Origin of the sequence: Myxococcus sp. CA051A, assembly GCF_013336705.1 — a bacterium.
In the GTDB taxonomy this organism is placed as follows: domain Bacteria; phylum Myxococcota; class Myxococcia; order Myxococcales; family Myxococcaceae; genus Myxococcus; species Myxococcus llanfairpwllgwyngyllgogerychwyrndrobwllllantysiliogogogochensis.
In genome coordinates this window covers 401,111-426,008 of sequence record NZ_JABUMS010000007.1, presented here as the reverse complement: position 1 = coordinate 426,008, position 24,898 = coordinate 401,111, and the positions used below count along the sequence as shown (strand labels likewise).

Sequence of the window (24,898 nt, the reverse complement as noted above, 5' to 3'; positions counted from 1 at the left end):
ATGAAGTCGAAGCGCTCGATGCTCGGCGCGCTGGTCTCCGATGCACTGGAGCTGGCGAAGGCCGCCAACGGCGACACCGGCGCGAAGTCCATCGCGAAGATGGTGCTCACCAGTGACTCGTACCGCATCACCGCGCTGAACCGCGCCCGCGAGGCCGCGCTCGACTACCACATCCCCCTGGTCAACCACGTGCTGCGCGTGGCGCAGACGGCGGTGATGGGGATTGAGATTGGCAAGGACGTCACGCTGGGCAAGGGCGTGTACTTCGTGCACAGCCTGGGCATCGTGATTGGCGGCGACGCGCGCATCGGCGACCGGGTGCGCTTCTACGGCAACAACACCGTGGGCACCGCCAAGGACAACGGCTACCCGACCATCGAGGACGATGTGTGGATTGGGGCCGGGGCGCGCATCCTCGGGCCGGTGCGCATTGGCGCGCGCTCGCGGATTGGCGCGAATGCCGTGGTGCTCCAGGACGTTCCGCCGGACAGCGTGGCCGTGGGCATTCCCGCCCGCGTCTTCCCACGCAAGGACACCGACGACGTGGTGCTGTGAGGCCCGCCTCACGGCGAGCCCGGGGGAGATGAGTTCATGGAGGACGGCGTGAAGGGTTCGCGGAGGAAGGCCGGCGCGGCCGTGTTGACGTGCGCGCTCGTCGTCGGCGGCACGATGGCGGTGGCCCAGGGACTCCAGGCCCAGGACGGCACCGGCGCCGAGCCCATGGCCAGCGCGTCACCCAAGGCAGCGGGCAAGGCGAAGAAGGCGTCCGGCGAGGCGAGGAACGCGTCCGGCACCACGGAGACCTCCGGAGAGGTGAAGAACGCGTCCGGCACCACGGCGGCTTCCGGTGCGACCGCGTCCTCCGCCACGCTGGAGGCGCTCTACGACGGGGGCCTGGGCACCGGATGGAAGGACATTGGCTGGGCGCCGCGTGAGCTGCCTCGGGGTGCTCCGGCGCGCATGCGCCTGTTCAACTACGGCGGCTGGATTCTGTACCGCCCGAAGCTGGAGGGTTCATTCGGCGCGCTGTCCCTGCGCCTGAGCGCGCCCGAGTCCTACGGCGAGTTCCTCGAAGTACGGCTGGACGCGCAGGGCTCCACCTCCTTCCCGCGCATCCCGATTACCTCCGAGCTCCAGGTCCGTAAGGACGGCGAGTGGTCTGAAATCCTCATCCCCATGGAGCTGCTCAACCCGCGCGGCGAGGCGTTCGACCGCGTGGTGCTGCGCGCGTCCAAGGACGTGGGGCGCGACTGGGTGCTCTTCGACAAGGTGTCGCTGGTGCCGCTGCCTCCCGAGGTCGCCGCCGCGCTCGCCGCGGGCGGGGGACGCACCGGCAAGGGCAGCGGGCGCGAGACGAAGCTGACCATCGACTGCACCGCGCCCGGCCATCGCATCAGCCCGCTCATCTACGGCATCGCCATGGATGGCCTGCGCGAGAAGAAGGACCAGCACCAGTACCGCATGGGCGCGACGACGCGCCGCTGGGGCGGCAACCCCACGTCCCGCTACAACTGGAAGCTGGGCGGCGCGTGGAACACGGCCAACGACTGGTTCTTCCAGAACGTGGACATCGGCCTGAGCTACGAGGACTTCATCGCCTCCAACCGGAAGCACGGCATGATGTCCGCCGTCACGGTGCCGCTGATTGGCTGGGTGGCGAAGGACACGACGTCGGTGGGCTTCCCGGTGTCGAAGTTCGGTCCGCAGCGCGGCGAGGACAACGGCTCCGGCAACGGCGTCACGCGCGATGGGACACCGCTGAAGCCGGGCGCTCCGTCCCAGACGAGCACCGAGGCCTCGCCCGAGTTCGTCGCCGAGTGGGTCCGCACCATCCGCGAGCGGGACATCGCGCGCGGAGGGGAGCGCAACGTCCGGATGTACATCCTGGACAACGAGCCCATGCTCTGGAACTCGACGCATCGGGATGTCTTCCCGGAGCCGCTCACGTACGACGGGCTGTTGTCCCGGACGATTGCGTACGGCACCGCGGTGCGGAAGGCGGACCCGGAGGCGCTCATCGCGGGCCCGGCCGAGTGGGGTTGGACGAACTACCTCTGGTCGGCGGCGGACTTCGCGCCGGGCAAGGCGCCGCACTCGGACCGCCGCGCGCACGGGGATGTGCCGCTGTTGCCGTGGTACCTGCGGCAGCTTCGCGAGCACGAGAAGAAGACGGGCGTGCGCATCCTCGACGTGGTGGACGTTCACTTCTACCCGCAGACGAACGTCGGCGTGGGGCTCGAGGGGAACACGGACCCGGAGACGAACGCGCGCCGCATCCGCTCGACGCGAGGCCTGTGGGACCCGACGTACAAGGACGAGTCCTGGATTGCAGAGCCCGTGCGCCTGTTGCCGCGCCTCAAGGAGTGGATCGCGCAGAACTACCCGGGCCGGAGCATCTCCATCGGCGAGTACAACTTCGGCGCGTTCGGCCACATGAGCGGCGGACTGGCGCAGGCCGAGGCGCTGGGTCGCTTCGCGCAGGAGAACATCTACTCCGCGTACTTCTGGCAGTACCCCACGAATGGCAGCCCGGTGTTCTGGGCGTTTCGAGCGTTCAGGGACTTCGACGGGCGCGGTGGGCACTTCCAGGACTACTGGGTGCCGGCGAAGGCGGAGGAGGGCACCAGCGTGTTCGCCTCGCGAGACGAGTCGGGGACGAAGCTGGTGGCGGTGGTGTTGAATTTCGACCCGGACCAGGCCGCGCAGGCTCGGGTCGAGTTGAAGGGTTGTGGGACGCTCGAGGGTGCGCGCGTGCTCGGGTATTCGGGCGCGCCGGGTGGGTTCCTGGAGCAGACGGCTGGAAGCAAGACGGCGGGGACGCTGACGCAGCGGCTGCCGCCCTACTCGATGACAGTGCTTGATTTGACGGTGAAGAAGCCATGAGTGCCGCGACCCCCGAGACTCCGAAGCCGACGCCGTTCACCACGGGCCGCCCGCGCCTGCACATTGGCCAGTTGGCCATCGACCAGCTGACGTTCGAGGACGCCGTGCAGCAGATTGGGCGCCTGGTTGATTTGCACCAGGGCGGCTACGTCTTCACGGCCAACGTGGACCACGTGGTGCTGGCGGAGGACAACGTGCAGTTCCGCGAGGCGTACTCGCGCGCCACGATTTCGGTGGTGGATGGGATGCCGATTGTCTGGGCATCGAAGGCGATGGACGTGACGTTGCCCGAGCGCATCGCCGGCTCGGATTTGATTCTCCCGCTGATGAAGCTGGGGGCGGAGCGCAAGTGGCGGGTGTTCCTGCTCGGCGCGGGCCCTGGCGTGGCGGCGAAGGTGGCGAAGCAGGTGAAGGATACGTACGGCGTGGAGGTGGTGGGGTGGGACTCGCCGATGGTGAAGACGGATGGGGGGGATGCGCAGAACGACCCGATTGTGGCGAAGATTCGGGAGGCGGATCCGCACCTGCTCTTCGTGGCGTTGGGGAGTCCGAAGCAGGAGGTGTGGATTTCGCAGGTGGCCGGGAAGCTGGGGCCCACCGTTGCGATTGGCATCGGGGCGGGGTTCGACTTCATCGCGGGTACGGCGAAGCGCGCGCCGCAGTGGATTTCCAAGGCGGGCTTCGAGTGGCTCTACCGTCTGGTCAATGAACCCAAGCGCCTGTGGCGCCGGTACATCCTGAATGACTCGCGCTTCGCGACGATTCTGGTGCGTGAGTTCTGGCAGCGGACGGGTGGGAAGTCGGAGTAGCCACCCCACGCCTGCCCAGGTGGCGACGAGCGCGGCCTCGCACATCCCCCGAAGGTCAACGAGGCCGTGAAGCCGCTGCAGCACTGACTCACCACCAAGAGCCTCCAGGCGGAGCAAGTGGTGCGCGCGAATCGACTTCCCCTCAAAGCTCGCTCGGCTGCCCATGGGTTCTCCGAGGAGAACCTTCAAACGAGGGGATAGCTCAGGGTTGGGCCCGACCCGACCTTCAGTCTGCCTGACGCCATTCTTTACGGCGTTCCCCACCGAGCCCCGTCGCGCCGGAGCAGCCGCGCTGGCACGGCCCAGGCGTCTTCACCGCACATCGTCGTGGCATACTCCGGAGCAGGCCGACTCTGACCCGCGGCTCGCTGGCTCGACTGAAAGGACGCGCCCATGCGACTCCGCGCCTGCGCCACGCTTCTGCTCTTCCTCTCGGCGTGCGCTACGTCGGCACCGAGCCCAAGGGAGCAAGTGCCCTTGAACCCAAGGGTCGCCAACCTCCAGAGAGCAGCGACGCTGCCGTGGGCGGATGGCGGGCGCTGCGTGGTGCGGGAGGCATCCAACGAATGGGCCGTGCTTGTGGAGAGGTGCTATCAGGCGCTCGACCATCAGCGGGTCCAGTTTCGCGATGTCACGGGAAGATGCTCTGTCGCCTCCGCGGGGGCCGCGACCTTGGGTTTAGGAGTCTGCATTCTGATAGCACCCGAGATAGTCGTTGGAGCCGTGATTGTCGCTGGAGCAGTCGTGGTGGCCGTCGCCATCAAAGAAGAGTTGGATGCATATCGGAGGGCATCTCGTGAGGGTGCGCAGCCCGAGACCCAAACGCGCCCCCCCGATGAGCAGGAGCGTTTGACGCACCGAAAGCCCGAGCCAGCAGGGCAGGACTGGTTCCCGCCGGCGCCGACCGATCCACTGGACCGAGAACGCCATCCGGAGTGCAGGCCCGTCCCGGTGCCGCACGCGGGCGAGGATGCTCCGCATAACGAGTGCGCCGACACGTTTCCGCCTAACCGCTATCCCGGCAATGACGTGCTCGTTGGCGGCAAGCGCTTTGATGCGCTTCAAGTCGGCGCGCGTGTGCTGTGGGAGATCAAGACCCATCAGTTTGACACGTACAGTGACTTCCTCCGGGATCGGGTCGTCGAAGATCAGGTGGAAGAGTTCCAGGAGGACCGCGACATCGCGGCGGCCTGTGGATATAGCTTCGTCATTGGGGTGAGTAGTGCCGCGCACAAAGATGCGCTGCTGCGACAGGACTCCAGCCTCAGAATCGCCGTCACGGGATGCAAACGATGACCACGCGAAAGCGCCTCGATATGACCGTCTACGCGCCTACACTCGCGGAGCACGACGGCCGCACACTCGCTGTCGTCCGTGGCATGGAACGGGCGCTGCCCGGTTTGCGCCTGGAGTGGGAAGTGAGCAAAGGAGGGCGCCCCATCGAGCTACCACAACGCGAGGCCTGGCTCGCTGAGGCGGCAACACGCGGAAAGTTCCCACTGCTATGCAACGGCGACGAGAGCTACCCAGTAACCATTTCTGGGATGCGACGCTCCGCGAGCGCAAGCCCTGGCGGCCAGCAACAGCTCCAAGTCCATGCGAAGTTGCCACTGGATGCGGCCATCATCACGGCAGCGGCGGAGCTGCTGGAGGGCATGGCGGAAGGCGCACGCGCGTTCTGGGGGCATGCGACGCCGGACAGCGCCGCGCTGGACATTGCGTATCAGACAGCACCCACGCTGGAAGGGCCGCCGTCCCCACGCAGGGGGCTGCCCGCCCTGAAGCTCTTCGAGCACATCCGCTCGCCTGAGATTCCCTATTACCTCGGCTGGCTGAACTACTGGTCGGATGCTGCCGCGGAAGCCATCGGGTTCCCCGACCCTGCCCGCGACACGGACCTGCTCTCACGGGCGCGGCGCACGGCAACGGGTGGATGGATTGTGCCGCTCACCGAAGCGCCGCTCGAGCTCGACAACCCCGCCCACCTGGACGCGCTCTTACGGGCCTACGAGCGCTTCCCGAAGATCGGCGGTCGCTCAACGCCTTGACGCCTCAGCGCGGGCCTCAGCAGACACCTCTCCCCTCAGATGGCCAACATCTGACATTGTCAGGGCCAACACCTCGCACCACGTTTTGAGTGGCCTCACACGCCGGCACTAGGCTCCGTGGCAAGACCGATGACCGTGAGAGAGACAACGAGGGGGGAACGAAGTCCACGGGTCAAAGACTCGCTGATTTCGACCCAGGTCAATGACTTCATCATCGAGGAGCGCATCGGCGAGGGAGGCATGGGCGTCGTCTATCGCGCCGTCCACCCCCTGATTGGCAAACAGGTCGCCATCAAGGTCCTCCGCGCCGAGCACGTCACCCAGCAACAGGTGGAACGTCTGCTCATCGAGGCACGCGCCGTCAATTCCATCCGCCACCCGGGCATCATCGACATCTTCGGGTTCGGACGCCTGCCCGACTCGCGGCCCTACATCATCATGGAGCTGCTGCGCGGCCAGTCCCTCTCCGAATCCCTCAAGCAACTCGGACGCCTGGACCCCAACACCACCGCCTGGATTCTCGACCAGATTCTCTCGGCGCTCGGAGCCGCTCACAAGGCGGGCGTGGTGCACCGGGACATGAAGCCCGGCAACGTGTTCCTCGCGGAGATGCTCGACGGCTCGCGCGCCGTCAGGCTCGTCGACTTCGGCATCGCCAAGCTGGTGCGCAGCCACGACGGCCCCACCACCGTGGACGGCACCATCCTCGGAACGCCCGAGTACATGGCCCCCGAGCAGATTCGCGGAACCACCGTCACTTCCGCGACCGACCTCTATGCCGTCGGCATCATGGCCTTCCAGATGCTGACCGGCGAACGCCCCTTCAAGGGCGAACAGCTCCAGGTCCTCTTCGCTCACGTCGAGCAACCACCCCCACTCCCCTCCTCACTCGTCCCCGGCATCGCGCCCGAGTTCGACACCCTCGTCCTTCATCTGCTCGCCAAGGACCCGGCCCTGCGCCCCGAGTCCGCCGAGGCAGTGCAACAGGCGCTGAAGCGGATTCCGCCCACCGTCGTCCCTCCGTTCGGCCCCGGAACGACCGCGACCGTTCAACCCATCGGCCGTGAAGGTGGGACGAAATCCACCTGGTCCCAGGTGAAGCTCCCCCACCCCACGACACGACGCGGACGTGTCTGGCTGGCCGCCGGCGCCGCGCTCCTCTCCAGCGTCGCGACGGCAACCTTCCTGCTCTCACCCTGGGGGCCCGGACGCACGGGGACAACACCCGTCCCGACCACCGTCACCGCGGCGGAGGCGCCCCGTCAGAATCCTCCGGAGCGCGCGCCCGCTCCTGCTCCGCCGCCGCCCACGCAAGAAGCCTCCGCGCAGCCTCTCGCGATCAACGCCCCGGCGCTCCCAACGAAAGGCGCGACTCCAAACCTCCCCGAGCCCGGCTCCGAGGGAAGCACACAGCCCTCCAACTCGGCGGCGCTCGAGGCTGCATCCACGCCCGCTGTCTCCGACGCGGACGCCTCCACGGCCACCCCGGCCGTCCACAAGGCCGCGACCGACCCCAAGCAGCAGCCATCGCGGCCCACGCCGAGGCACCCAGCGGCCTTCCTGCCACGCGGCGAGAAGGCGCCCCCGGACCCCAAGCTGGTCCAGCGCGTCTACAACCTCGAGGAGCGCTACTTGAAGCAGACCTCGGGCCGCGCCCCTTCGGAGGAGTTCGAGAAGGAGCTCAAGCACCTCCACACACGCGCACTCAAGGCGACGACCCGGGCCGAGAGCACACAGGTCAGCGCGTCAATCTCCACGCTGACGCAGCACCTGCGCGCACTCCAGGCCCCCAAGGTCGCCACCGCGCCGCCCTCGTCAGCGGACACGCATCCCGAGCCCACGCCACCGCCTCCTCCCGTGGTGCCCCTGCGCGCGCCGGGCCCTCACGTACTGGCGATGCTTTCGACTCCAGCCCTGACGCCCAGCGATGACCGGCTGGCGCGGCGCTTCGTCCAGTTCAAGGCGATGTACCTGGAGCGCGCGTCCAAGCATGAGTACCCCCGGGTCATCGAGGAGTCGCTCGTCCGCATCCATGACCTCGCGATGAAGGAGACGACCGCCACCGAGCGCATGGACATCCACCGCGCGCTCGATGCCTGGAAGGAAGTCCTGGACCACGCCACGCCGAAGTGAGCGGAGCCGCGCTCAGACGCTCATCGACTGCATCATCTCCGAGGGCTTCATCATCGGCATGTCCGAGGAGAACGCCGGCTCCATGCTGTTCGCGGACTGCGTCCGGCCCATCATCTTCTCCATGTCCGGCTGGCGCTGTCCGTCCTCGAAGGTCGACTGAGACTTCTCGTTGGCCTTGGGCTGCTCCTTGCCAAATGGCCGAGGCTGCCCCGCCCGCTCCGCCGCGTCGTTCGCCTTCTTCTTCGCCTCGTCCGCGCGACGCGTGGACTCGGACGCCTTCGCGGAAGCGGACTCGAGCTTCTTCTGCGCGTTGGCCAGCTTCACCAGGGCGGTCTGCTCGTCCGCCTGCGCCTCCGCGAGCGCCTTCGCCGAGGACTCCTGCTGCTTCGGCGTCTGCCCCGGCGCATTCGCCTTCATCTCCGCTTCCACCCGCCTCTTCGAAGCCTCGTCGAGCGCCTTCTCCGCGGCCTCGGCCTGCTTGCGCGCGTTCTTCTCCGCCTCCTTCGCCGCCTTCGCCGCCCGAACCTCCGCCTCCGCCTTCTTGCGCGCATCATCCGCGCGCTGCGCGTCATCCGCCTTCGGGCCCTGCTGGCGCATCGTCGAACGGCCATCCACCTTGGTCAGCGAATTCACGGGTCACTTCCTTCCAAGTGCGATGAGGGACAGACACCCCTTCTTCGCCAGAAGCGCCCACACGGTTACATCGGGAATTACTTTTCCGGGGCCCGACACACATCCGGGCCCCGTCCCCCACGTCACGGCAGGCTCAGCTTGAGCCCGTAGGGGATGGTCCGGTCCTTCACGCCGCCAGGGTCCACCTTCACCTGGTCATCCCGAACCAGCGTGGCCGAGTCCGAGCCGTCGAACGACACCGCGTCATCCACCCCCAGCTTCACCAGCGAGTCGCGAATCTCCGCGAGCGTCTTGCCCGGCTTCGACCCGTCGTCCTGCGCGACGACATACGTGGTGCCCGTGTCCCGGTCGTAACCGACGACGACCTTTCCACTGTTCGCACCCCGCTCGTTCTGGTCCTTGAAGCCCTCGTTGTTCCGCTGCGTCAGGTCGGACGCATACGCCCCCGGGTCTCCCGTGCGCGGCGCCGACGAGGACGTCCCGGCCTTGTACTGATTCCCGTCGCCATACGGCGTGTTGTTGATGATGAGCGGCACCGCCCCACCAAACGCCACCTTCGAATCCGCCGGCGGATCTCCCTGCCCGAACTTCAGGCCACTCGACGTCCACGCCGCATAGAACCGGTCCGGTGACGACTCACCCCCTAGCACCTTCCCGTTCTCAATCACCTTCCCCACCGGACTGCTCCCGGAGAAAGGGACGTCATAGAAGCTGGTGTTGATGATGGTGTCGCTGCCTGGCTGGCGCCCCTCCTCCTGCGCCAGCTTGGAGAAGGGCTTCGCCGCCTCCGGCCTCGCCCAGCTCCCCAACACGTTGTCGACGATGCTGCCCCCATGCTCGACAACGGATGGCGTGGCGTTCTTCATCGCCACCACGTGGAGGCCATCGGCCTCGAACTCCACCGGCTGTCTTGGATTCGCGTTGATGCGCTCCGTCACCGCCGCGGACAGTCGCTTCCCGTCCGCCTCCGTCGTCGGAAGCTTCAGCTCCTGCGTCCGCGCCGAGTTCTGGGCCTCGCGCAGCAACACGTCCGACGTGGCCGCCGAGCGGCGCAACGTGATGTCCCCGTTGCCCGGCAACGAGTAGCCGTCCGTCTTCTCGCCGGGTAGCTCCGGATAGGACGCGTCGTCCACCACGTTCACCTGGACACCGCGCGCATCCAGGTCCGCGAGCGCCTTCTGGCCCTCCGGCGTGGCGCTCAACTCCTGCCGCAGTCGGTCAACAGACGACTTGTTCGCCTCGTCCTTCAACCGCTGCGTCGTCGCGGTGTGTTCGGCGCGAAGCTCCTGGCGCAGGCCCCCTGGAACGTCCCTCAAGTCCAGGCCCTTCTTCACGTGCGCGTCGTAGCGGTCCCACGCCTCCTTCTCCGGCGTGCTCACGTCCGCGACCATCATCGACTGGAGCTCGGGAGACAGCTTCGCCCTGTCCAGCTCCGCGGCGCGCTCGGGTGAACCGGGCGGCGTGTCGAAGATGCGCTTCGCATCCGTCGCCGACACCGTCCCCGCCTCCGTGTATTGCGGCTGCGCCTTCTTGTACGCGTCCAACGACTCGTACGACTTGTTCGTCGTCGGGTCCAACACCTGCTCGCCCTGGCGCACCACCACGTGCCCCGTCTGGCCCTCCGTCCCCGGCCGCTGGTCCTTCAGGAAGACCATCTCCGAGCGCGCGAGCAGCTCCGGCGACGCCTTGTCCACCCAGTCCGCCGCCGTATCCAGGCAGTTGACCTTGCCGTCCTTCGCGTCCTCCGTGAGCAGCGACGACGCCTCCGAGCTCCCCGGGGGCGCAGGCACATGGCCCAGCAGTTTGTCGCGCAGCACGTTGCGAGAGGCGTCCTCGAAGCTCGACACACTGCTCCGCACTGGATTGGACGTGGCGCCCGAGAGGCGCTGCGCGTCATACGGAGGCGGCAGGCCCTGGACACTGGCCTGCGTGTTCGCCTCACGCATCGCGCCCTGCGCACGCTGGGCGGAGCGCGCGGCATGCTCCTCCGCGGCCCGCTGCGCCTCCTCGGCCCGAGTCGTCCGCTGCGCGGCGAGCTTCTCCGCCCGCTGCGCCTCCACGGCCTCCTTCCTGGAAGCCTTGGCCTCTGTCGGAGTCTGCCCAGGCGCCTCGGCCTGGGACTTCGCCTTCGCCGCCTCCGCTCGCGCCTTCTCCTGCGCGCGACGCGCGGCCTCCGCGGCACGACGCGACTCCTCGGCGGCACGACGCGCGGCCTCCGCCGCCTTCCTCGCCGCCTCCGCGCGACGCCGAGCCTCTTCCGCACGCCGGGCCGCATCCGCCTCAGCGGTTCCCGTCGACGACGTCGTCGGTGAGCCACCTCGAATCGCTGCCGTGCCCCCCATGCGTCACTTCCTTCCGGAAAGTCGAAGCCCGTCTTTTCATTCTCGATTCGGTGATTTCCGGATTTCCCCGCACGTGCTGAACCCAGCGCGTCTGTTTCCTGCTCGACACCTCCAGGGGTTGGCGCAGGACATTGGCGGGTGTCCGCTCGGGGTTTTCCACCGGGTCGTGACACGCCTCATGAGCAGACGAGCGCAAGCGACCCGGGGGAACCGCGTAGGGTTCGTGTGACGCGGCATTTCACGCGAGTCCTCCAGGAAACCCTTCCATGAACCCAAGACCTTCGTCCCGCCTCCTCACCGTGGCCCTCTCGGGCCTCACGGCCCTGGGCCTCCTCACCGCCGCGGACACCCGCAAGCCCGCAACGCAGTGGCTGGCCCGGCCCACCGAGGCCGCCCGCATCGCTCGCGTGGAGCAGGGCCTGCCTGCGGTAACCCTCCCCGGCGAGGAGCCACGTCAGCTCTCGCTGCCTCAGTGGATGGAGCTGTATGGCATCCCCGGCGTGAGCATCGCCGTGTTCGACCAGGGCTCGCTCATCTGGGCCAAGGGCTATGGCGTGAAGCAGGTTGGCGGCACCGACGCCGTCACCGTCGACACGCTCTTCCAGGCCGCGTCCATCAGCAAGCCCGTGGCGGCGCTCGCCGCGATGCACCACGCGGAGAAGCGCAAGTGGTCGCTCGACGCGGACATCAACGACACGCTCGTCTCCTGGAAGCTGCCCGACAACGAGTTCACCAAGGAGCAGAAGGTGACGCTGCGCCGGCTGCTCTCGCACAGCGCGGGGACGACGGTGAGCGGCTTCCCCGGCTACTCGGTCACCGGGCCCGTGCCCACGACCCAGCAGGTGCTCGATGGTGAGAAGCCCGCGAACACGTCCGCCGTGCGCGTGGACACCGTGCCCGGCACGCTGACGCGCTACAGCGGCGGAGGCACCACCATCGTCCAGCAGATGCTGGTGGATCAGCTCAAGAAGCCCTTCCCCCAAATCATGAAGGAGACCGTGCTCGCGCCGCTCGGCATGAAGCACAGCACCTACGAGCAGCCGCTGCCCAAGCACCTGGCGCCCATGGCGGCCAGCGGCACGTACTCCGGGGGCAAGAGCGTCGAGGGCCGCTGGCATGTCTACCCGGAGATGGCCCCCGCCGGACTGTGGACGACGCCGTCGGACCTCGCCCGCGTCGCGCTGGAGATGTCCAAGGCGACGAAGGGGCAGTCCCGCCGCGTGGTGTCCCAGGCGATGGCGAAGCAGATGCTCACCCGCCAATCAGAGAGGTTCGGCATCGGCTTCGAGCGTCCCGCGGACCAGGACTGGTTCGGCCATGGTGGCTCGAACGAGGGTTTCCGCTGCTTCCTCATGGCCTTCGAGTCGGGCAGCGGCGTGGCCATCATGACCAACTCGGATGCGGGCTCGCGCCTCTTCGAGCCCATCATCGCGAGCGTCATGGCCGAGTACGGCTGGAAGGGCTACACGCTCGCTCCCGACAATGCCTTCACCACGGTGGACCTGCTGACGCGATTGAAGGGCGCCGATGCCGCCATCACCTGGTTCAAGGCCCGCAAGAGCGCCGCCACACCCGAGGACAAGCAACTGTCCCCCGCCGTCCTCAACGACATCGCCTACTCGCTCCTGCGCTCGGGCAAGGTCCCCGACGCCGTGAAGATGTTCGAGGCCAACGTCGAGCTCTACCCGCAGGACTCCAACGCCCACGACAGCCTGGGTGAGGGCTACGCCGAGGCCGGGCGGAAGGACGAGGCCATCTTCCGCTACAAGAAGTCGCTGGAGTTGGACCCCAAGAACAACAACGCCGTGATGATGCTGGAGAAGCTCGGCGCGGCCTCGAAGTAGCGGGTCTCCCCTGGGGAGGATTGTTTCCCGCGTGGAAACAGTCCTCTGCCCGGCACCCCATTTTTCGCGGACGCCCAGGTCTCTACTGTTCCTCTTGTCAGCAACGCACACCGCGGCAGACGCGGTGAACCCAAGAGGGAGTACGCCATGAGCGCCACCGTCCAGAAGACCCAGACCCAGCCCGACACCATCGTCCTCGTCCACGGCATGTGGATGACACCCAGGAGCTGGCAGGGGTGGATTGACCGCTTCACGAAGGCCGGCTACCGCGTCATCGCCCCGTCGTGGCCCGGCCTGGAGGTCGGCGTGGAGGCGCTCCAGAAGGACCCGACGCCGCTGGAGAATCTGCGCGTAAAGCAGATTGTCGACCACTACGAGCGCATCATCCGCGCGCTGCCCACCCCGCCCATCCTCATGGGCCACTCCTACGGCGGCGCCTTCGTACAGATGCTGTTGGACAGGGGCGTGGGCGCCGCGGGCGTCGCCATCCACTCCGCGCCGGTGAAGGGCGTCTACACGCTGCCGTTCACCACCATCAAGTCGACCGCGTCCACGCTGCTCAACCCGGCCAACGTGAACCGCCCCGCGCCGATGACGCCCGAGCAGTTCCACTACGCCTTCACCAACACGCTGACGCAGGAGGAGTCGGACGAGGTGTACCGCACGCAGTACGTGCCGGGCTCGGGCCGCGCGCTGTTCCAGGGCGCCCTCGCCAACCTGACGCCGCACTCCGAAGTCACCGTGAATCTGAAGAACGACGAGCGCGCGCCGCTGCTGTTCCTCTCGGGTGACTCGGACATCATCCTCCCGGCGAAAATCCAGCGGGAGAACGTGAAGCGCTACGCGAAGTCGAAGGCGGTGACGGAGTACGTGGAGCTCAAGGGCCGCTCGCACTACACCGTGGCGCAGCCGGGCTGGGAGGCCGTCGCGGACCTCGCCCTCAACTGGGCCACCGAGCACGCCACCGTCCGGAGCTGAGTCGTTGTTTCGATATCGCGCAACTGGGGAGGCTCAGGACGACGCGAAGAGCGCGTCCCAGTCCGGGCCACCCAGTCGGGACACGAGCGCCTCCATGTTCGCGCGAGTCGTCTCGGCCAGCACGTAGTCGAACCTGAAGCCACAGGCTCCGAAGTCACAGGGCTCCAGGTCCTGGATTCGAGTCGGGCATTCTCGAGACCCGGTGCAGGTCGACTGGCGCGCGGGACAGAGCGCTCGCTTCGACAGCACCGCCATCCGGAGGAAGGTCTTGAAGTCCTCGGGTGAGCGGAACACCTGACGGGCCTCGACGCCCGACCCTCCGACTCCGGGTGGATGGAAGCCCGCGCCACTCGTCGTGCCGAGCGTGACGAGCACGGACTCCGCCGTCAGCCGCAGTGTCCTTGGCGGAGACGACGGGGGTGTCTTGAAGACACACCGCAGGCCCGACTTCATCGGAGCCGTCTCGTCCTCCACGACTTCCAGATGAGCCAGCGCGTTGCCTTGTGCCGTGAAGTCCTGCGTCTCCGTCCCGTTTGCATCTTCCAAACGGAGACACCGCTCCTGTGCTTCGAGCCTCGCCTTGAACGCCTCGAAGACCGCCGCCGCCTGGCGCCTCCGGTGCTCGGCCACCCGCGCAACGTCGGTCCGTGACTGGGGCTCCGTCACCGACGCGTCCGCATCGTTCAGCGCGGGCCCCGCCTGAGACGTCCTCGTCGCGGTGTCCTTCTCGAGGAAGCCCACTCGAATCACCTCGTCTGTTTCCCGGTCGTGTGCCGCCTGCGCGGACTTCAACAACTCAGCGATGAGGTGACGCCTTCTCACGGGTATCGCGTCCTCGGAGAGTCGCAGCACGGGCGACGCCGCATCTTCCTCATGCAGCGCGACTCGGTTGGACTGGTTCTTCTTCTCGGGAGGCGCGTCGTCAGAGCGACTCGGTGCGGGAGAGGACTCCGCTCCCTCCTCGTGCGGTGCGATTCGGAAGTGCGCGTTGTAGAGCCCCGGCGCTATCGCGCTCAGGTGAAGGGGCTTCGTTCCCCGTGCGGCCTCTTCCGGAGAGTGGCCTGTCTCCGTGGTGAGGGGGAACATCGCCACGCGCCAGTGCTTGCACTTCGGACAGGACACATTCACGCCCGGAAATGGCCAGTCCCTCGGTGGCGCGTGCACGCGGTCCTCCAGCACCGCGTCCACATACGCCTGCGTGTCCTCCAGGTTCGCCTCGCGCAAGCCCTCCGCATCGAGCAGGGGCCGCTCCGCCTCCACGAGCAGCGCCGGGTCATAGAGCACGAGCAGCAGGTCCTCGAACCCCGGGGCCACGCCGCGCTCCCGACGCAGTCCCACGAGCTGAAGCGCGAGGGGCGTCGTCCGCGAGAACTCCAGCGCCTCGTCGCCCTTCAAGTGGAACCGTCGGTTCCCCGGGTCCGCCTTCCTCTGCCTGCGCAGGCTCGCGCTCACGTACTGCCGCAGCAGTCCCACCGCGCAGTCCGTACACTGCGCTTCTCTCAGCGTCGCGTGGTGCGCCTCTCGCTCCGGCGCCGTCGCCACCGCGACCTTCTTCGGAGATTCCGCTTCCGCCCCGCCCTGCCTCTTCGCCGCCTTCGCCGTCATGCCTCAGCTCCCGTGCAACGCTTCGAGCCTTGTCGACGTCTCCGCGTCCAACCGCCCCGTGACGGCCAGGCCATTGCGGTGCTGGAAGGCTCGAAGCGCGCTGCGCAGCTCCAGCGTCATCCGCCCCGTCGGCGCCAGCGCGTACCCCAGGTTGATGAGCCGGGCCTCCGCCCCCGCGACACCGTCATCCGGCACGTCGTGCATGGGACGCAGCGTGCCCAGCTCCAGCTCCCACCACTGGTCCTCACACTCCAGCTCGGCACGACTCGCGCTGAGCGGAACACGCTGCACCAGGAGGCCGTTTCCGTCCGTCTCCCCCTCCACCACCCGGGGACCGAACAACAACAGATAGGGCCTGCTCGCGAGCGGTGCGCCCACGTCGTCTCGCAACTCGAGCCGCAGATAACGGGCACTCGCATTGACAGTGAGAGAGCGCGGCAACCCTTCACAGAGCGGCATCAACGAGGGGCGCGGCTCCGGGATGAACACCGTGTCCCCGGGATAGAGCACACTCGGATTGGGCCGCTTGCGACGCAGCTCCGCATTGGCCGGATGCTCGTAGACCTGCCGGTAGTCCAGGATTCCGTAGCGCCGTGCGACCAGCAACATGCACTCGCCACGTCGAATGACATGGGTGGTGGACATGGTCTTCCCCCTCGTCGATGAAAGAGCCCCAACTCCCTCACCGTCCAGGAACGCTAGTCGAGGCTCCGCATTTCGCGGCATGCACCTCAGGGCATAGCGGCTTCCCCTTCCTTCCACTCGGCCGCCACGGGTTCGCCGCGCCGCGCCAGAGTGTCCGTCGCGCGCTACTTCTTCGCGTCGCTCAGCCTCGCCGCCTGTGTCAGCAGATAGTTCCGCTCCGGCAGACTCGTGGTGCGCGCCGCGGCCTTCCGGTAGTGCTCCACCGCCGCCTCGTGCTTCCCCGCTCGCTCCAACAGGTGCGCGCGGACCGCATCGAGCCGATGGCTCCCCTCCAGCCGCCCCTCCTCATCCAGCCCCTTCACCAGCACCAACCCCGCCTCCGGCCCCAGCACCATCGCCGTCGCGATGGCGTGGTTGAGCGCCACCACCGGGTTGTCGGACAGGCGCATCAACACGCCGTAGAGCGCCAGCACTTGCGGCCAGTCCGTGTCCTCCGCGCGCGCCGCCTCGTCATGCACGGCCGCGATGGCCGCCTGCACCTGGTACATCCCCAGCGAGCCCTTCGACAGCGTCGCGGAGATGAGCGCGATTCCCTCGGTAATCATCCTCGCGTCCCACAGGGTCCGGTCCTGCACGTCGAGCGGAATCAGCTCCCCCGCCGCCCCCGTCCTCGCCTTCCGGCGCGCGTCCGTGAGCAGCATCAACGCGAGGAGCCCCGCCACCTCGCCGTCCTCGGGCAGCAGCGTGTGCAACAAGCGCGTCAGGCGAATCGCCTCGCCCGACAGGTCCGTGCGGTGCAGCTCCGGACCGGACGTCGCCGTGTAGCCCTCATTGAAGATGAGGTAGAGCACGTGCAGCACCGCGCCCAACCGCTGCGCGGTCTCCTCCGGCGTGGGCTTCTGGAACGGCACCCCGGAGCTCTTGATGGTCTGCTTGGCGCGGCTGATTCGCTGCGCCATCGTCGATTCGGGGACGAGGAACGCCTTCGCGATTTCGGCCGTCGTCAAGCCGCCCACCGCGCGCAACGTCAGCGCAATCGCGGACGTCATCGACAGCGCCGGGTGACAGCACATGAACAGCAACACGAGCGCATCGTCCCGCCCCAGCGCCTCGTCGCTGTCCAGCGAGAGCACGAGCTGCAGCTCCGGCGGCACCAGGCTGACGACCAGCTCCTCGCGGTGGCGACGGGCCGCCTCCGCGCGCACATGGTCTGTGATGCGCCGCGAGGCGACCTGAATCAGCCACGCGCGCGGGTCGTCCGGCACGCCCTCGCGAGGCCACTGCAGGGCCGCCGCGAGCAGCGCTTCCTGGACCGCGTCCTCCGAGGCTCCGAAGTCTCGAAACCGCCGGATGACCGCGCCCAGCACCCGCGGCGCATGCTCGCGCAACAGGTGCTCGATGTGGACGTGTTCCGCGACCACCATCACTCCATGTCGGGAGGGGGACCGCTCATCACCTGCCGCACTTCAATCGACAGGTTGAGCGGCTTGCCACCAGGGCCGGGCGCGGCGGAGGCCTCGGCGGCGATGGCATAGGCGCGCTCGGGGTTCTCCACCTCGACAATCCAATAGCCCGCGAGGAACTCCTTCGACTCCGGGAACACGCCATCGGTGATGGGCTTGCCATCCGCCCCGGCTCGCACGCTCTTCGCCTGGTCAGGTCCAGCGAGGCCCTCGGCACCCAGCAGCTCGCCCGAGGCGCCGAGCTTCTTCGCGAAGCCCTTCATGAACGCGATGTGCGCCTGGAGGTCCTTCTGCGGCCAGCTTGCGACCTGGTACGCCCCGCCGGCCGGGGTGTTCATCATGAGCATGTACTTCATGGGTGGCTCCCTCTTTCTCTTGGCACCCGCGCCCCTCCATTGGGGCACGTTCATCGAAATGTCGGAGCCAGGAGCGAGGTCTCGACATCGTCGATGACGATATTCGACCGACCTCCCAGGTCGGCGAACAACCGTGCGCGATTCCACGGGAAATGCGCGGCGCGTCGAAGGCCCACGCGCCACGCGAGGCGTGGGGATTCAGAGCACCTTGCCGGGGTTGAGGATGCCCAGTGGATCCATCGCCCCCTTGATGCGGCGGTGCAGCCGCAGCCCCTCCTCCCCCAGCTGCCGGCCCAGGAAGGGCTGCTTCAGCGCGCCCACTCCGTGCTCGCCGGTGATGGTGCCGCCCAAATCGAGCGCCGCGCCGAGGATGTCGTCGAACGCCCCGCGCGCCCGCTCCAGCGCCGCCGCGTCCTGGCGGTCGAAGACGACGGTGGGGTGCATGTTCCCATCCCCCGCGTGACCGAAGGTGCCGACGAGGACACCCCGGTCGGCGGCGATGCGCTCGACGGCGGCGAACAGCTCCGGGATTCGCGACAGCGGCACGCCCACGTCATCCAGCAGCGTGGCGCCCTGCCGCTCCAGCGCCGGGTAGGCGAGGCGGCGCGCGGTGAGGAGCAGCTCGCCCTCGGCTTCATCCGAGGTGTGCATGACGAAGGTCGCCCCGGTGGCCTCGCAGCAGCTCGCCATGGCCTCGATTTCCGCCACGCCCTGCTCGCCGCCCGCGTCCGAGCGCGCCAGGAGGAACGCCGCCGCGTCCACGTCCAGGCCCAGGGGCTTGTACGCCTCCACGGCTCGGCACGTGGCCTGGTCCATCAGCTCCAGCATCGACGGACGCGTGCGCGCCATGATGTCCGTGACGGCCGCTCCCGCGCTCGCGAGCGTGGGGAAGGTGGCCACCAGCGTCGTCGCCTTGGGCGGCTTGGGGCGCAGCTTGAGCGTCGCCTCGGTGATGACGCCCAGCGTGCCTTCCGAGCCGACGAACAGACGCGTCAGGTCATAGCCCGCGACGTTCTTCACCGTGCGCCCGCCTGTGCGCACCAAGGAGCCATCCGCGAGGACGACCTCGAGTCCGAGCACCGCGTCCCCCGTCACGCCGTACTTCACGCAGCACAGTCCGCCCGCGTTGGTGGCGAGGTTGCCGCCCAGGCTAGAGAACTCCCAGCTCGCCGGGTCCGGCGAGTACCAGAGCCCGTGCGCGGCGGCGGCGGCCTTCACCTCCGCGTTCAGCACGCCGGGCTGCACGACGGCGAGCATCCCCTTCGCGTCGACCTCCAGCACGCGGTTCATCCGCATCAACGACAGGACGATGCACCCATCGAGCGCGTTCGCTCCGCCAGACAGCCCCGAGCCCGCGCCCCGAGGCACCACGGGGACTCGACGTGCCGAGGCGATGCGCAGCACCGCGCGCACATCCTCCGTGCACGTCGCGCGCACGAGGACCTGGGGCATGCCCGCGGGGGCCCACTCAGCCTGGTCCCTCCGGTGCGCGTCGAGCACGTCCGCGTCCGTGACGAGCGCCTCGGCGGGAAGCACCGCCGCCAACTCTCGCAGCAAGGCTCCGTTCCCACCGGTCGTCATGGGGCAACCTCCTGGAGTGGGGACGTGAGCGCGCGTCCTCGCGAGGCAATCCCGGCACTCATGAGGCTGCCCTCACGGCGATGAGTTGACTGACGCAGCAAGGTTGCCTTCCCACCGGTCGTCATGGGGCAACCGCCTGGCGCGGCGTGGGCGTGAAATCACACGCGCCCTGGCCGCTCATCGCGCGGCCTCCGCCGGCACCGAGACGGACGCGCGGTAGAACCCCACGATGTGCTCGCGCAGCAGCGCCGCCGCGCCCGCCGCGTCACCTCGCTCCACCGCGTCGAGCATCGTCGCGTGCTCATCCGCGAGCCGCTGGAGCACTCCCGGTCCCTCCGTCCCCAACGCGTCGAGCAGGTGCCTCGCCATCGCGTCGCGCAGCGCGAGCATCACCAGGTGCATGGCCCGATTGCCCGACGCCGCCACCAGCTCCACGTGGAAGCGCACGTCGGCCTCATGGAAGGACTCCGCGGTGACACCCGGCCGCCGCATCTCCTCCAGCGCCGCTCTCGCGGCCTCCAGGTGCGTCCGGTCCGCCCGCCGCGCCGCCCGCTCCAGCGCCGCCGCCTCCAATACACACCGCAGGTCGACCAGATCCTCCAGTGACGCCAGCCGCAGCCGCACCACGTGCGTCAGCGCCTCGCTCAGCAGGCCGCTCGCCGCCCGAGCCACCAGCGCCTTCCCCCGCCCCACCACCAACCCCTGCGCCTGGAGCGCTCGGAGCGCCTCGCGCACCGAGGCCCGGCTCACCCCGAACTGCTCCGCCAGCTCCCGCTCCGGGGGCAGCGCGTCCCCAGGCGGCATCCCTCCACTGAGGATGGCCTCCCGAATCCGCTCCGCCACCTGGAGATACAAGGGGTTACGAACCACCGCCTGGAACGTCCGTCCGGAAACCATGACGGACAGACTACCTGATTGACTGATGGTCAGACCAGCGGAGACGATGGAGCGGTCGTTCGTTGAGACCCCAATGGAGGTGACACCCATGGCCAAGGTCCTGATGCTCGCAGGCGACGCGGCGGAGTCCCTGGAGGTGATGTACCCGTACCAGCGACTGCTGGAGGAGGGTTACGAGGTCCACCTCGCGGCCCCGTCGAAGAAGAAGCTCCAGTTCGTGGTGCACGACTTCGTGGACGGCTTCGACACGTACACGGAGAAGCCCGGCTACACGTGGCAGGCGGACCTGGCCTTCTCCGAGGTGAAGCCGGCCGACTATGTCGCGCTCGTCATCCCCGGCGGCCGAGCCCCCGAGTACATCCGCAACGACGCCGATTGTCAGCGCATCGTCCGGCACTTCTTCGACAAGAACCAACCCGTGGCCCACATCTGCCACGGCCCGCTGCTGCTCACCGCGGCCGGCGTCCTCAAGGGCCGCAAGAGCGCCGCGTACCCCGCACTGAAGCTCGACGTGCGGGACGCCGGCGCGGAGTTCATCGACTCCGCCGCCGTCGTCGACGGGAACATGGTCTCCGCCCGCGCCTGGCCGGACCACCCGGCCTGGATGCGCGAGTTCATGAAGATTCTGCGCGCCAAGGCGCCCGCGGCCTGATCCGCCGTCCACGCGTGGCCACTGAAGCGAAGCCGCCTGGCGGGTAGCGCGTGAAGGCCTCCACAGTGGGGGCCTTCTTTGTTTGAGGAGGGCGGGTGAACCGGACACGGCCGCTCTCTCACCAAGCATCCGTCATAATTATTTCTTGTCTGAACCGGCTTTTTCTAACGATTTCGACAGAAAATAACGCAGTCATGGGCTAAAGCCCTCGGAACTATCGAGCTCCGCAGTGCGCCTGTCCTGCAATCAAGTGCAGGCAACAGGCCCTCAAACCGAGGAGAGAGGGACAGGAGGGGTCCGCGATGTTGCCGGGAAAAGGCAGCCCCATCGGGTACGCGAAGGTCATCGCGGATCATGATCTCGAGGTGCTACCGCCCCATCAGCTTTCATCCTGCGCGGCGGTCGCGGGCAAGCAAATGCAGAGCAGCGATGGGCGCGAGTTCGTCACCTACCCGAACCCGTACAATCCAGGGCCCGCGATTTGCGACCAACTGGAGTTCGCGCTCAAACACGAAGGCATCTCCCTGGAGATTCTCGCCGCGTTGTTCCGAGCGGTGAAGCAGGGGCCTTTCGAGGACGAGCTGACCTACCACATCCAGGCACGCCCCACGGGGCAGAACACCCGGCGACTGTGGTTCCTCTATGAGTTCCTCACGGAGCGGCGTCTTCCCCTGGAGGATGTGAGCCAGGGCAACTACGTCGAACTGCTCGACCCCAAGCGCTACTACACCGCCCGGCCCATCAACAGCCGGCGACATCGCGTGCGCGACAACCTGCTCGGCGACGTGAACTTCTGTCCCTTGGTGCGGCGAACCTCCGTCCTCCAAGAGTTCGAGGCGAAACAGCTCGCGAGCGAGGCCGTGCGCATCGTGGAGTCCTACGACGAGGACGCGCTCCATCGTGCTGTCGACTACCTCTACACCAAGGAGACCCGCTCCTCTTTCGACATCGAGCGGGAGGAACCCAGCCAGAAGCGCGCCGCGCGGTTTGCCTCCCTCTTGCGTGAGATTCCCTCCTGGGACTCCCTGAGCAAGGCCGCGCTGGTCCAGATGCAGAACGTGATTGTGGAGGACCGCTTCGGGGAGCGGAGTTACCGCGCGGAGCAGAACTATGTGGGTGAGTCCGTCGGCGTGGGACTGCGTCAACACGTCCACTTCGTTCCGCCACAGCCCAAGATGGTCCCCCGACTGATGCGAGGACTGCTCTCCTCATTGGAGCGGATGACGGATTCCGCAGTGGACCCCATCGTTCATGCGGCCGCCATCTCCTTTGGCTTCGTCTTCATCCACCCCTTCGAGGATGGCAACGGACGACTCCATAGACTGCTCATCCACTACATCCTCTCCCGGGCGGAGTTCACTCCCAAGGGGCTCATCTTCCCCATCTCCGCGATCATGTTGCAGAGGCGAGGGCAGTACGACGCCTGCCTTGAGTCCTTCTCCAAACCCCTCATGAAGCTCCTCGACTACACCGTGGACGAGATGGGGCGCCTCTCCGTGAAAGGAAAGACAAGCGGCTTCTACCGCTACGTCGACTTCACGCGCATGGCGGAGGACCTCTACCGGTGGACTGAAGAAACCATCCGCACGGAGTTCCGCGACGAACTGGACTTCATCGTCCGCTACCGTGAAGCCCGCGAAAAGCTCGATGGCATCGTCGAACTGCCGGACACGGCGCGCAATCGCTTCGTCCAGTTCTGCCTCCAGAATGGAGGCCACTTGTCCAAAGGCAAGCGGACCAAATACTTCAGTGCCTTGAGTGACGACGAAGTACGGGCACTGGAGAAGGTCGTTCAGAAACACCTCATGCCTCGCACGAGGACCCGCCCGGGTTGAGCACCTGGTGAAGGTTCGCGTGCACCCCAGAGGGCATCGAGTCACTCCACCCGAACGGCTAGCGCGACTGCCCGTCGTGCTTCTGGCGATGGATGCGGCGGTTGAGCTGGTTCTGCTCGCGCTGGATGCTCGCGCGCTCCCGGACATCGAGTCGGCCGTCATCCGCTCGCGCCGCACGGATGTCCCGCCGGAGCTCGCGGTGCTGGGACTGGAGCCGCACCGCCTCGCGGCCCGTGAGTTCTCCACTCTTCACGCCCTGGACGATGCGCGCCTGCTGGCGCACCTGCCGACGGTCCGCCTTCGCCGCGCTCGCGGGCAGCGCCAACAACAACCCCAGCACCAGCGTCCCCACGGTCCACACGTTCCGCTTCATGGCTCATCTCCAGCGTCAGGCCGGGCAGGCCGGCTCATCGGGTCTGGCGGTACGAACCCGGGTCCCCGCGAAAAGTCGCGGGGCACCTCGGCACGGCCTTGCTCTCACGAGTGCTACCCTCGCCCGCCCCAGCCATGGCCGAGGACTCACCCAGCCCGCCCGCGCGGCGAGATTCGTCATCCGACGACGACCTCCACATCTCCCTCCCCCGACTCCTCGTCATCCGCGTCTGGAGCCTGGGCCTGGAAGGGGTGAACCGGCTGGGGGATTTTCTCGTGCTCGCGTGGCGCCCCCGGCTCCTGCTCGCCTGGCTGCGACTGTGGCTGCGCGAGGTGCTCGTCTCACCCTACCGCCCGCGTCGCTCCTTCGAGTTGATCCGCGTCCTGCACGCGAGCCACCAGGACTTCCACGAGCTGATGTACGGCGAGACGCCCGTGCACACCGCGCTGTCGCTCTTCCGGAAAGCCGGGCTGACGAAGGGCTCCCGGCTGGTGGACCTGGGCGCGGGACGCGGGCGGGCCCTGCTCGCCGCGCGCTGGCTGGGCGCGGAGGCCCTGGGGCTCGAACTGCTCGAACAACACGTCGCGCTCGCCTCGGGGCCCCTGGCCAGGACGGGCGCGGTGCTGCGGCAGGCGGACGCCACCCAGGCGGACCTTTCGCTCGGCGACGCCACCCACGTCTTCATCAACTGGACGGCCTTCGCTCCAGACACCCGGGCCCGGCTCGTCACCCGCCTGCTCGCCTGCCGCCCCGGCACCCGCATCCTCACCGTCACCCGCCCCGTGGAGGCCAAGGGCTTCACCGTCCTCTCCCACCACCGCGCCCTCTTCACCTGGGGCCTCGAGTCCGTGTGGATTCACGAAGTCCAAGGAGCTGGCACTGCGGGGCCCGGCGCCGCGCTTTGAGATGCAAACACTCCCTCCCTCAGCGTGAGCGCATCCGACGCAACGGTGGCTTCCGCTCGTGACGGCTCCATGCCTAGGCTCGCCGGCTCGATGCCGGTGGGACGGGTGGGCTCCTCCGGCCCCTTCCCCTCACCGAATGAATCAAGTCCCCAGGCCCTCGGGCCCGGGGCACAGAGGAGCAGACTCACATGAAGGCATGGATGGCCGTGGCGATGCTGGCGGTGGTTCCCCTCGTCGGATGCGGTGGTTCGCGCGAGCTGAACCGCGCGAAAGTCGAAGTGAACGTGCTGCGCAAGGACAAGGAGACGCTGAGCGCGGAGAACGAGGCGCTCAAGACGAAGGTCGGCGAGCTGGAGGGTGAGCTGGCCAACGTGTCGAAGGAGCGCGACGAGCTGAAGGTCGCCGCCGAGCAGGCCGCGGCCGCCGCCCCCGCCGCCGTCCCCGCGTCCGGCAAGAAGCGCAAGAAGTAGCCCTGAAGGTGATGCCGATGACCGGGACGCGCACCACGGCGGTCCATGTGCACGAAGGCTGTGACGTGTACGTGGGCCGGGCCTTCCGCGCGTGGGCGAAGCCGAGCCCCACCAACCCCGTGCCCGGTCGTTTCGGCAACCCGTTCAAACCCGGAGGCGTCGGCACTCCGGGCGCCATGCTGAAGAAGTACTTCGTCCCCTGGCTCGGCGCGCTGCCGGAGACCGAGCAGCAGCAGGTCCGCGAAGAGGCCCTGCGTCGCATGGGCCCGGACGTGGACGCGTTCGAGTCCTTCCGCTGGTACCTGGACTTGCGCACCCGTCACGACGCCGCCTGGCGCGAGGACGTGCTCGCGCTGCGGGGCCAGCGGCTGGGCTGCTGGTGCAAGCCCGGCCCCTGTCACGCCGACGTGCTGGTGTCCTGGCTGGACTCGCGGCGCTGACGGCCA

At 67.9% G+C, this 24,898-nt stretch carries 22 protein-coding genes; 13 read left to right on the top strand and 9 right to left on the bottom strand.

What is annotated here, in order from left to right; translation table 11 throughout:
• From epsC to HUA74_RS22385, 6 genes are all read left to right on the top strand, one after another.
• Positions 1 to 555, top strand: a complete 555-nt coding sequence (gene epsC / locus HUA74_RS22410; protein ID WP_254624167.1) for a serine O-acetyltransferase EpsC — start codon at positions 1 to 3, stop codon at positions 553 to 555.
• A 36-nt stretch (positions 556 to 591) separates the two neighbouring features.
• Positions 592 to 2,883 carry a GH44 family glycoside hydrolase EpsB gene (gene epsB / locus HUA74_RS22405; protein ID WP_174456145.1) on the top strand — a complete coding sequence of 764 codons (2,292 nt, stop codon included), beginning with the start codon at positions 592 to 594 and terminating at the stop codon, positions 2,881 to 2,883.
• Entirely contained in the window at positions 2,880 to 3,692 is an 813-nt protein-coding gene (gene epsA / locus HUA74_RS22400; RefSeq protein WP_141642493.1) for an exopolysaccharide biosynthesis glycosyltransferase EpsA, read from the top strand. The genes epsB and epsA overlap by 4 nt, the downstream gene beginning before the upstream one ends.
• A gap of 393 nt (positions 3,693 to 4,085) precedes the next feature.
• Positions 4,086 to 4,988 (top strand): DUF6310 domain-containing protein, encoded by a 903-nt coding sequence (locus HUA74_RS22395; RefSeq protein ID WP_174456144.1) that lies wholly within the window; start codon positions 4,086 to 4,088, stop codon positions 4,986 to 4,988.
• Positions 4,985 to 5,740 carry a DUF5953 family protein gene (locus tag HUA74_RS22390; RefSeq protein WP_174456143.1) on the top strand — a complete coding sequence of 252 codons (756 nt, stop codon included), beginning with the start codon at positions 4,985 to 4,987 and terminating at the stop codon, positions 5,738 to 5,740. Before HUA74_RS22395 ends, HUA74_RS22390 begins: the two co-directional genes overlap by 4 nt.
• A 135-nt stretch (positions 5,741 to 5,875) precedes the next feature.
• The gene (locus HUA74_RS22385; RefSeq protein ID WP_174456142.1) at positions 5,876 to 7,873 is read left to right on the top strand and encodes a serine/threonine-protein kinase; all 1,998 of its coding nucleotides are present in this window, start codon (positions 5,876 to 5,878) and stop codon (positions 7,871 to 7,873) included.
• A 12-nt stretch (positions 7,874 to 7,885) separates the two neighbouring features.
• On the opposite strand, the gene HUA74_RS22380 is transcribed toward HUA74_RS22385, so the two are convergent.
• Positions 7,886 to 8,506, bottom strand: a complete 621-nt coding sequence (locus HUA74_RS22380) for a hypothetical protein (RefSeq protein ID WP_174456141.1) — start codon at positions 8,504 to 8,506, stop codon at positions 7,886 to 7,888.
• Positions 8,507 to 8,628: 122 nt separating this feature from the next.
• Entirely contained in the window at positions 8,629 to 10,848 is a 2,220-nt protein-coding gene (locus HUA74_RS22375) for a phosphodiester glycosidase family protein (protein WP_174456140.1), read from the bottom strand.
• Positions 10,849 to 11,114: 266 nt separating this feature from the next.
• Here HUA74_RS22375 and HUA74_RS22370 point away from each other — a divergent pair, with 266 nt between their 5' ends.
• Both HUA74_RS22370 and HUA74_RS22365 read left to right on the top strand, forming a co-directional pair.
• A complete protein-coding gene (locus tag HUA74_RS22370; protein WP_174456139.1) occupies positions 11,115 to 12,692 on the top strand; it encodes a serine hydrolase in 1,578 nt (525 codons plus the stop codon).
• 147 nt (positions 12,693 to 12,839) lie between these two features.
• Positions 12,840 to 13,670 carry an alpha/beta hydrolase gene (locus HUA74_RS22365; RefSeq protein ID WP_141642486.1) on the top strand — a complete coding sequence of 277 codons (831 nt, stop codon included), beginning with the start codon at positions 12,840 to 12,842 and terminating at the stop codon, positions 13,668 to 13,670.
• A gap of 33 nt (positions 13,671 to 13,703) precedes the next feature.
• On the opposite strand, the gene HUA74_RS22360 is transcribed toward HUA74_RS22365, so the two are convergent.
• From HUA74_RS22360 to HUA74_RS22335, 6 genes are all read right to left on the bottom strand, one after another.
• Positions 13,704 to 15,275 (bottom strand): hypothetical protein, encoded by a 1,572-nt coding sequence (locus HUA74_RS22360; protein WP_174456138.1) that lies wholly within the window; start codon positions 15,273 to 15,275, stop codon positions 13,704 to 13,706.
• Positions 15,276 to 15,278: 3 nt separating this feature from the next.
• Positions 15,279 to 15,920: a peptidoglycan-binding domain-containing protein gene (locus tag HUA74_RS22355; RefSeq protein ID WP_174456137.1), complete on the bottom strand. Its 642-nt coding sequence runs from the start codon at positions 15,918 to 15,920 to the stop codon at positions 15,279 to 15,281.
• Positions 15,921 to 16,084: 164 nt separating this feature from the next.
• On the bottom strand, positions 16,085 to 17,344 hold the full coding sequence (locus HUA74_RS22350; RefSeq protein ID WP_174456136.1) for an RNA polymerase sigma factor: 1,260 nt from the start codon (positions 17,342 to 17,344) through the stop codon (positions 16,085 to 16,087).
• Positions 17,344 to 17,739, bottom strand: a complete 396-nt coding sequence (locus tag HUA74_RS22345; RefSeq protein ID WP_174456135.1) for a YciI family protein — start codon at positions 17,737 to 17,739, stop codon at positions 17,344 to 17,346. The genes HUA74_RS22350 and HUA74_RS22345 overlap by 1 nt, the downstream gene beginning before the upstream one ends.
• Before the next feature lie 198 nt (positions 17,740 to 17,937).
• The gene (locus HUA74_RS22340; RefSeq protein WP_174456134.1) at positions 17,938 to 19,320 is read right to left on the bottom strand and encodes an FAD-binding oxidoreductase; all 1,383 of its coding nucleotides are present in this window, start codon (positions 19,318 to 19,320) and stop codon (positions 17,938 to 17,940) included.
• 177 nt (positions 19,321 to 19,497) lie between these two features.
• Positions 19,498 to 20,217 (bottom strand): FadR/GntR family transcriptional regulator, encoded by a 720-nt coding sequence (locus HUA74_RS22335; protein WP_174456133.1) that lies wholly within the window; start codon positions 20,215 to 20,217, stop codon positions 19,498 to 19,500.
• An 88-nt stretch (positions 20,218 to 20,305) separates the two neighbouring features.
• Here HUA74_RS22335 and HUA74_RS22330 point away from each other — a divergent pair, with 88 nt between their 5' ends.
• Both HUA74_RS22330 and HUA74_RS22325 read left to right on the top strand, forming a co-directional pair.
• A complete protein-coding gene (locus tag HUA74_RS22330; RefSeq protein WP_141642479.1) occupies positions 20,306 to 20,869 on the top strand; it encodes a DJ-1/PfpI family protein in 564 nt (187 codons plus the stop codon).
• 302 nt (positions 20,870 to 21,171) lie between these two features.
• Positions 21,172 to 22,704 (top strand): Fic family protein, encoded by a 1,533-nt coding sequence (locus tag HUA74_RS22325; protein ID WP_174456132.1) that lies wholly within the window; start codon positions 21,172 to 21,174, stop codon positions 22,702 to 22,704.
• A gap of 58 nt (positions 22,705 to 22,762) precedes the next feature.
• On the opposite strand, the gene HUA74_RS22320 is transcribed toward HUA74_RS22325, so the two are convergent.
• The gene (locus HUA74_RS22320) at positions 22,763 to 23,077 is read right to left on the bottom strand and encodes a hypothetical protein (RefSeq protein ID WP_174456131.1); all 315 of its coding nucleotides are present in this window, start codon (positions 23,075 to 23,077) and stop codon (positions 22,763 to 22,765) included.
• A gap of 134 nt (positions 23,078 to 23,211) precedes the next feature.
• Here HUA74_RS22320 and HUA74_RS22315 point away from each other — a divergent pair, with 134 nt between their 5' ends.
• From HUA74_RS22315 to HUA74_RS22305, 3 genes are all read left to right on the top strand, one after another.
• Positions 23,212 to 23,982, top strand: a complete 771-nt coding sequence (locus HUA74_RS22315) for a class I SAM-dependent methyltransferase (protein WP_217443530.1) — start codon at positions 23,212 to 23,214, stop codon at positions 23,980 to 23,982.
• 188 nt (positions 23,983 to 24,170) lie between these two features.
• Positions 24,171 to 24,452 (top strand): hypothetical protein, encoded by a 282-nt coding sequence (locus HUA74_RS22310; protein ID WP_141642476.1) that lies wholly within the window; start codon positions 24,171 to 24,173, stop codon positions 24,450 to 24,452.
• A gap of 17 nt (positions 24,453 to 24,469) precedes the next feature.
• On the top strand, positions 24,470 to 24,892 hold the full coding sequence (locus HUA74_RS22305; protein WP_174456247.1) for a DUF4326 domain-containing protein: 423 nt from the start codon (positions 24,470 to 24,472) through the stop codon (positions 24,890 to 24,892).
• The last annotated feature ends 6 nt before the right edge of the window (positions 24,893 to 24,898 follow it).

What these genes read in the sequence shown, in the direction of transcription:
- HUA74_RS22345 (WP_174456135.1), bottom strand. Translation starts at nt 17,739, where the DNA reads ATGAAGTACATGCTCATGATGAACACCCCGGCCGGCGGGGCGTACCAG.
- HUA74_RS22310 (WP_141642476.1), top strand. Translation starts at nt 24,171, where the DNA reads ATGAAGGCATGGATGGCCGTGGCGATGCTGGCGGTGGTTCCCCTCGTC.
- HUA74_RS22365 (WP_141642486.1), top strand. Translation starts at nt 12,840, where the DNA reads ATGAGCGCCACCGTCCAGAAGACCCAGACCCAGCCCGACACCATCGTC.
- HUA74_RS22390 (WP_174456143.1), top strand. Translation starts at nt 4,985, where the DNA reads ATGACCACGCGAAAGCGCCTCGATATGACCGTCTACGCGCCTACACTC.
- epsA (WP_141642493.1), top strand. Translation starts at nt 2,880, where the DNA reads ATGAGTGCCGCGACCCCCGAGACTCCGAAGCCGACGCCGTTCACCACG.
- HUA74_RS22325 (WP_174456132.1), top strand. Translation starts at nt 21,172, where the DNA reads ATGTTGCCGGGAAAAGGCAGCCCCATCGGGTACGCGAAGGTCATCGCG.
- HUA74_RS22335 (WP_174456133.1), bottom strand. Translation starts at nt 20,217, where the DNA reads ATGGTTTCCGGACGGACGTTCCAGGCGGTGGTTCGTAACCCCTTGTAT.
- HUA74_RS22370 (WP_174456139.1), top strand. Translation starts at nt 11,115, where the DNA reads ATGAACCCAAGACCTTCGTCCCGCCTCCTCACCGTGGCCCTCTCGGGC.
- HUA74_RS22395 (WP_174456144.1), top strand. Translation starts at nt 4,086, where the DNA reads ATGCGACTCCGCGCCTGCGCCACGCTTCTGCTCTTCCTCTCGGCGTGC.
- HUA74_RS22315 (WP_217443530.1), top strand. Translation starts at nt 23,212, where the DNA reads ATGGCCGAGGACTCACCCAGCCCGCCCGCGCGGCGAGATTCGTCATCC.
- HUA74_RS22305 (WP_174456247.1), top strand. Translation starts at nt 24,470, where the DNA reads ATGACCGGGACGCGCACCACGGCGGTCCATGTGCACGAAGGCTGTGAC.
- epsB (WP_174456145.1), top strand. Translation starts at nt 592, where the DNA reads ATGGAGGACGGCGTGAAGGGTTCGCGGAGGAAGGCCGGCGCGGCCGTG.
- HUA74_RS22355 (WP_174456137.1), bottom strand. Translation starts at nt 15,920, where the DNA reads ATGTCCACCACCCATGTCATTCGACGTGGCGAGTGCATGTTGCTGGTC.
- HUA74_RS22350 (WP_174456136.1), bottom strand. Translation starts at nt 17,344, where the DNA reads ATGGTGGTCGCGGAACACGTCCACATCGAGCACCTGTTGCGCGAGCAT.
- HUA74_RS22360 (WP_174456138.1), bottom strand. Translation starts at nt 15,275, where the DNA reads ATGACGGCGAAGGCGGCGAAGAGGCAGGGCGGGGCGGAAGCGGAATCT.
- HUA74_RS22320 (WP_174456131.1), bottom strand. Translation starts at nt 23,077, where the DNA reads ATGAAGCGGAACGTGTGGACCGTGGGGACGCTGGTGCTGGGGTTGTTG.
- epsC (WP_254624167.1), top strand. Translation starts at nt 1, where the DNA reads ATGAAGTCGAAGCGCTCGATGCTCGGCGCGCTGGTCTCCGATGCACTG.
- HUA74_RS22330 (WP_141642479.1), top strand. Translation starts at nt 20,306, where the DNA reads ATGGCCAAGGTCCTGATGCTCGCAGGCGACGCGGCGGAGTCCCTGGAG.
- HUA74_RS22375 (WP_174456140.1), bottom strand. Translation starts at nt 10,848, where the DNA reads ATGGGGGGCACGGCAGCGATTCGAGGTGGCTCACCGACGACGTCGTCG.
- HUA74_RS22340 (WP_174456134.1), bottom strand. Translation starts at nt 19,320, where the DNA reads ATGACGACCGGTGGGAACGGAGCCTTGCTGCGAGAGTTGGCGGCGGTG.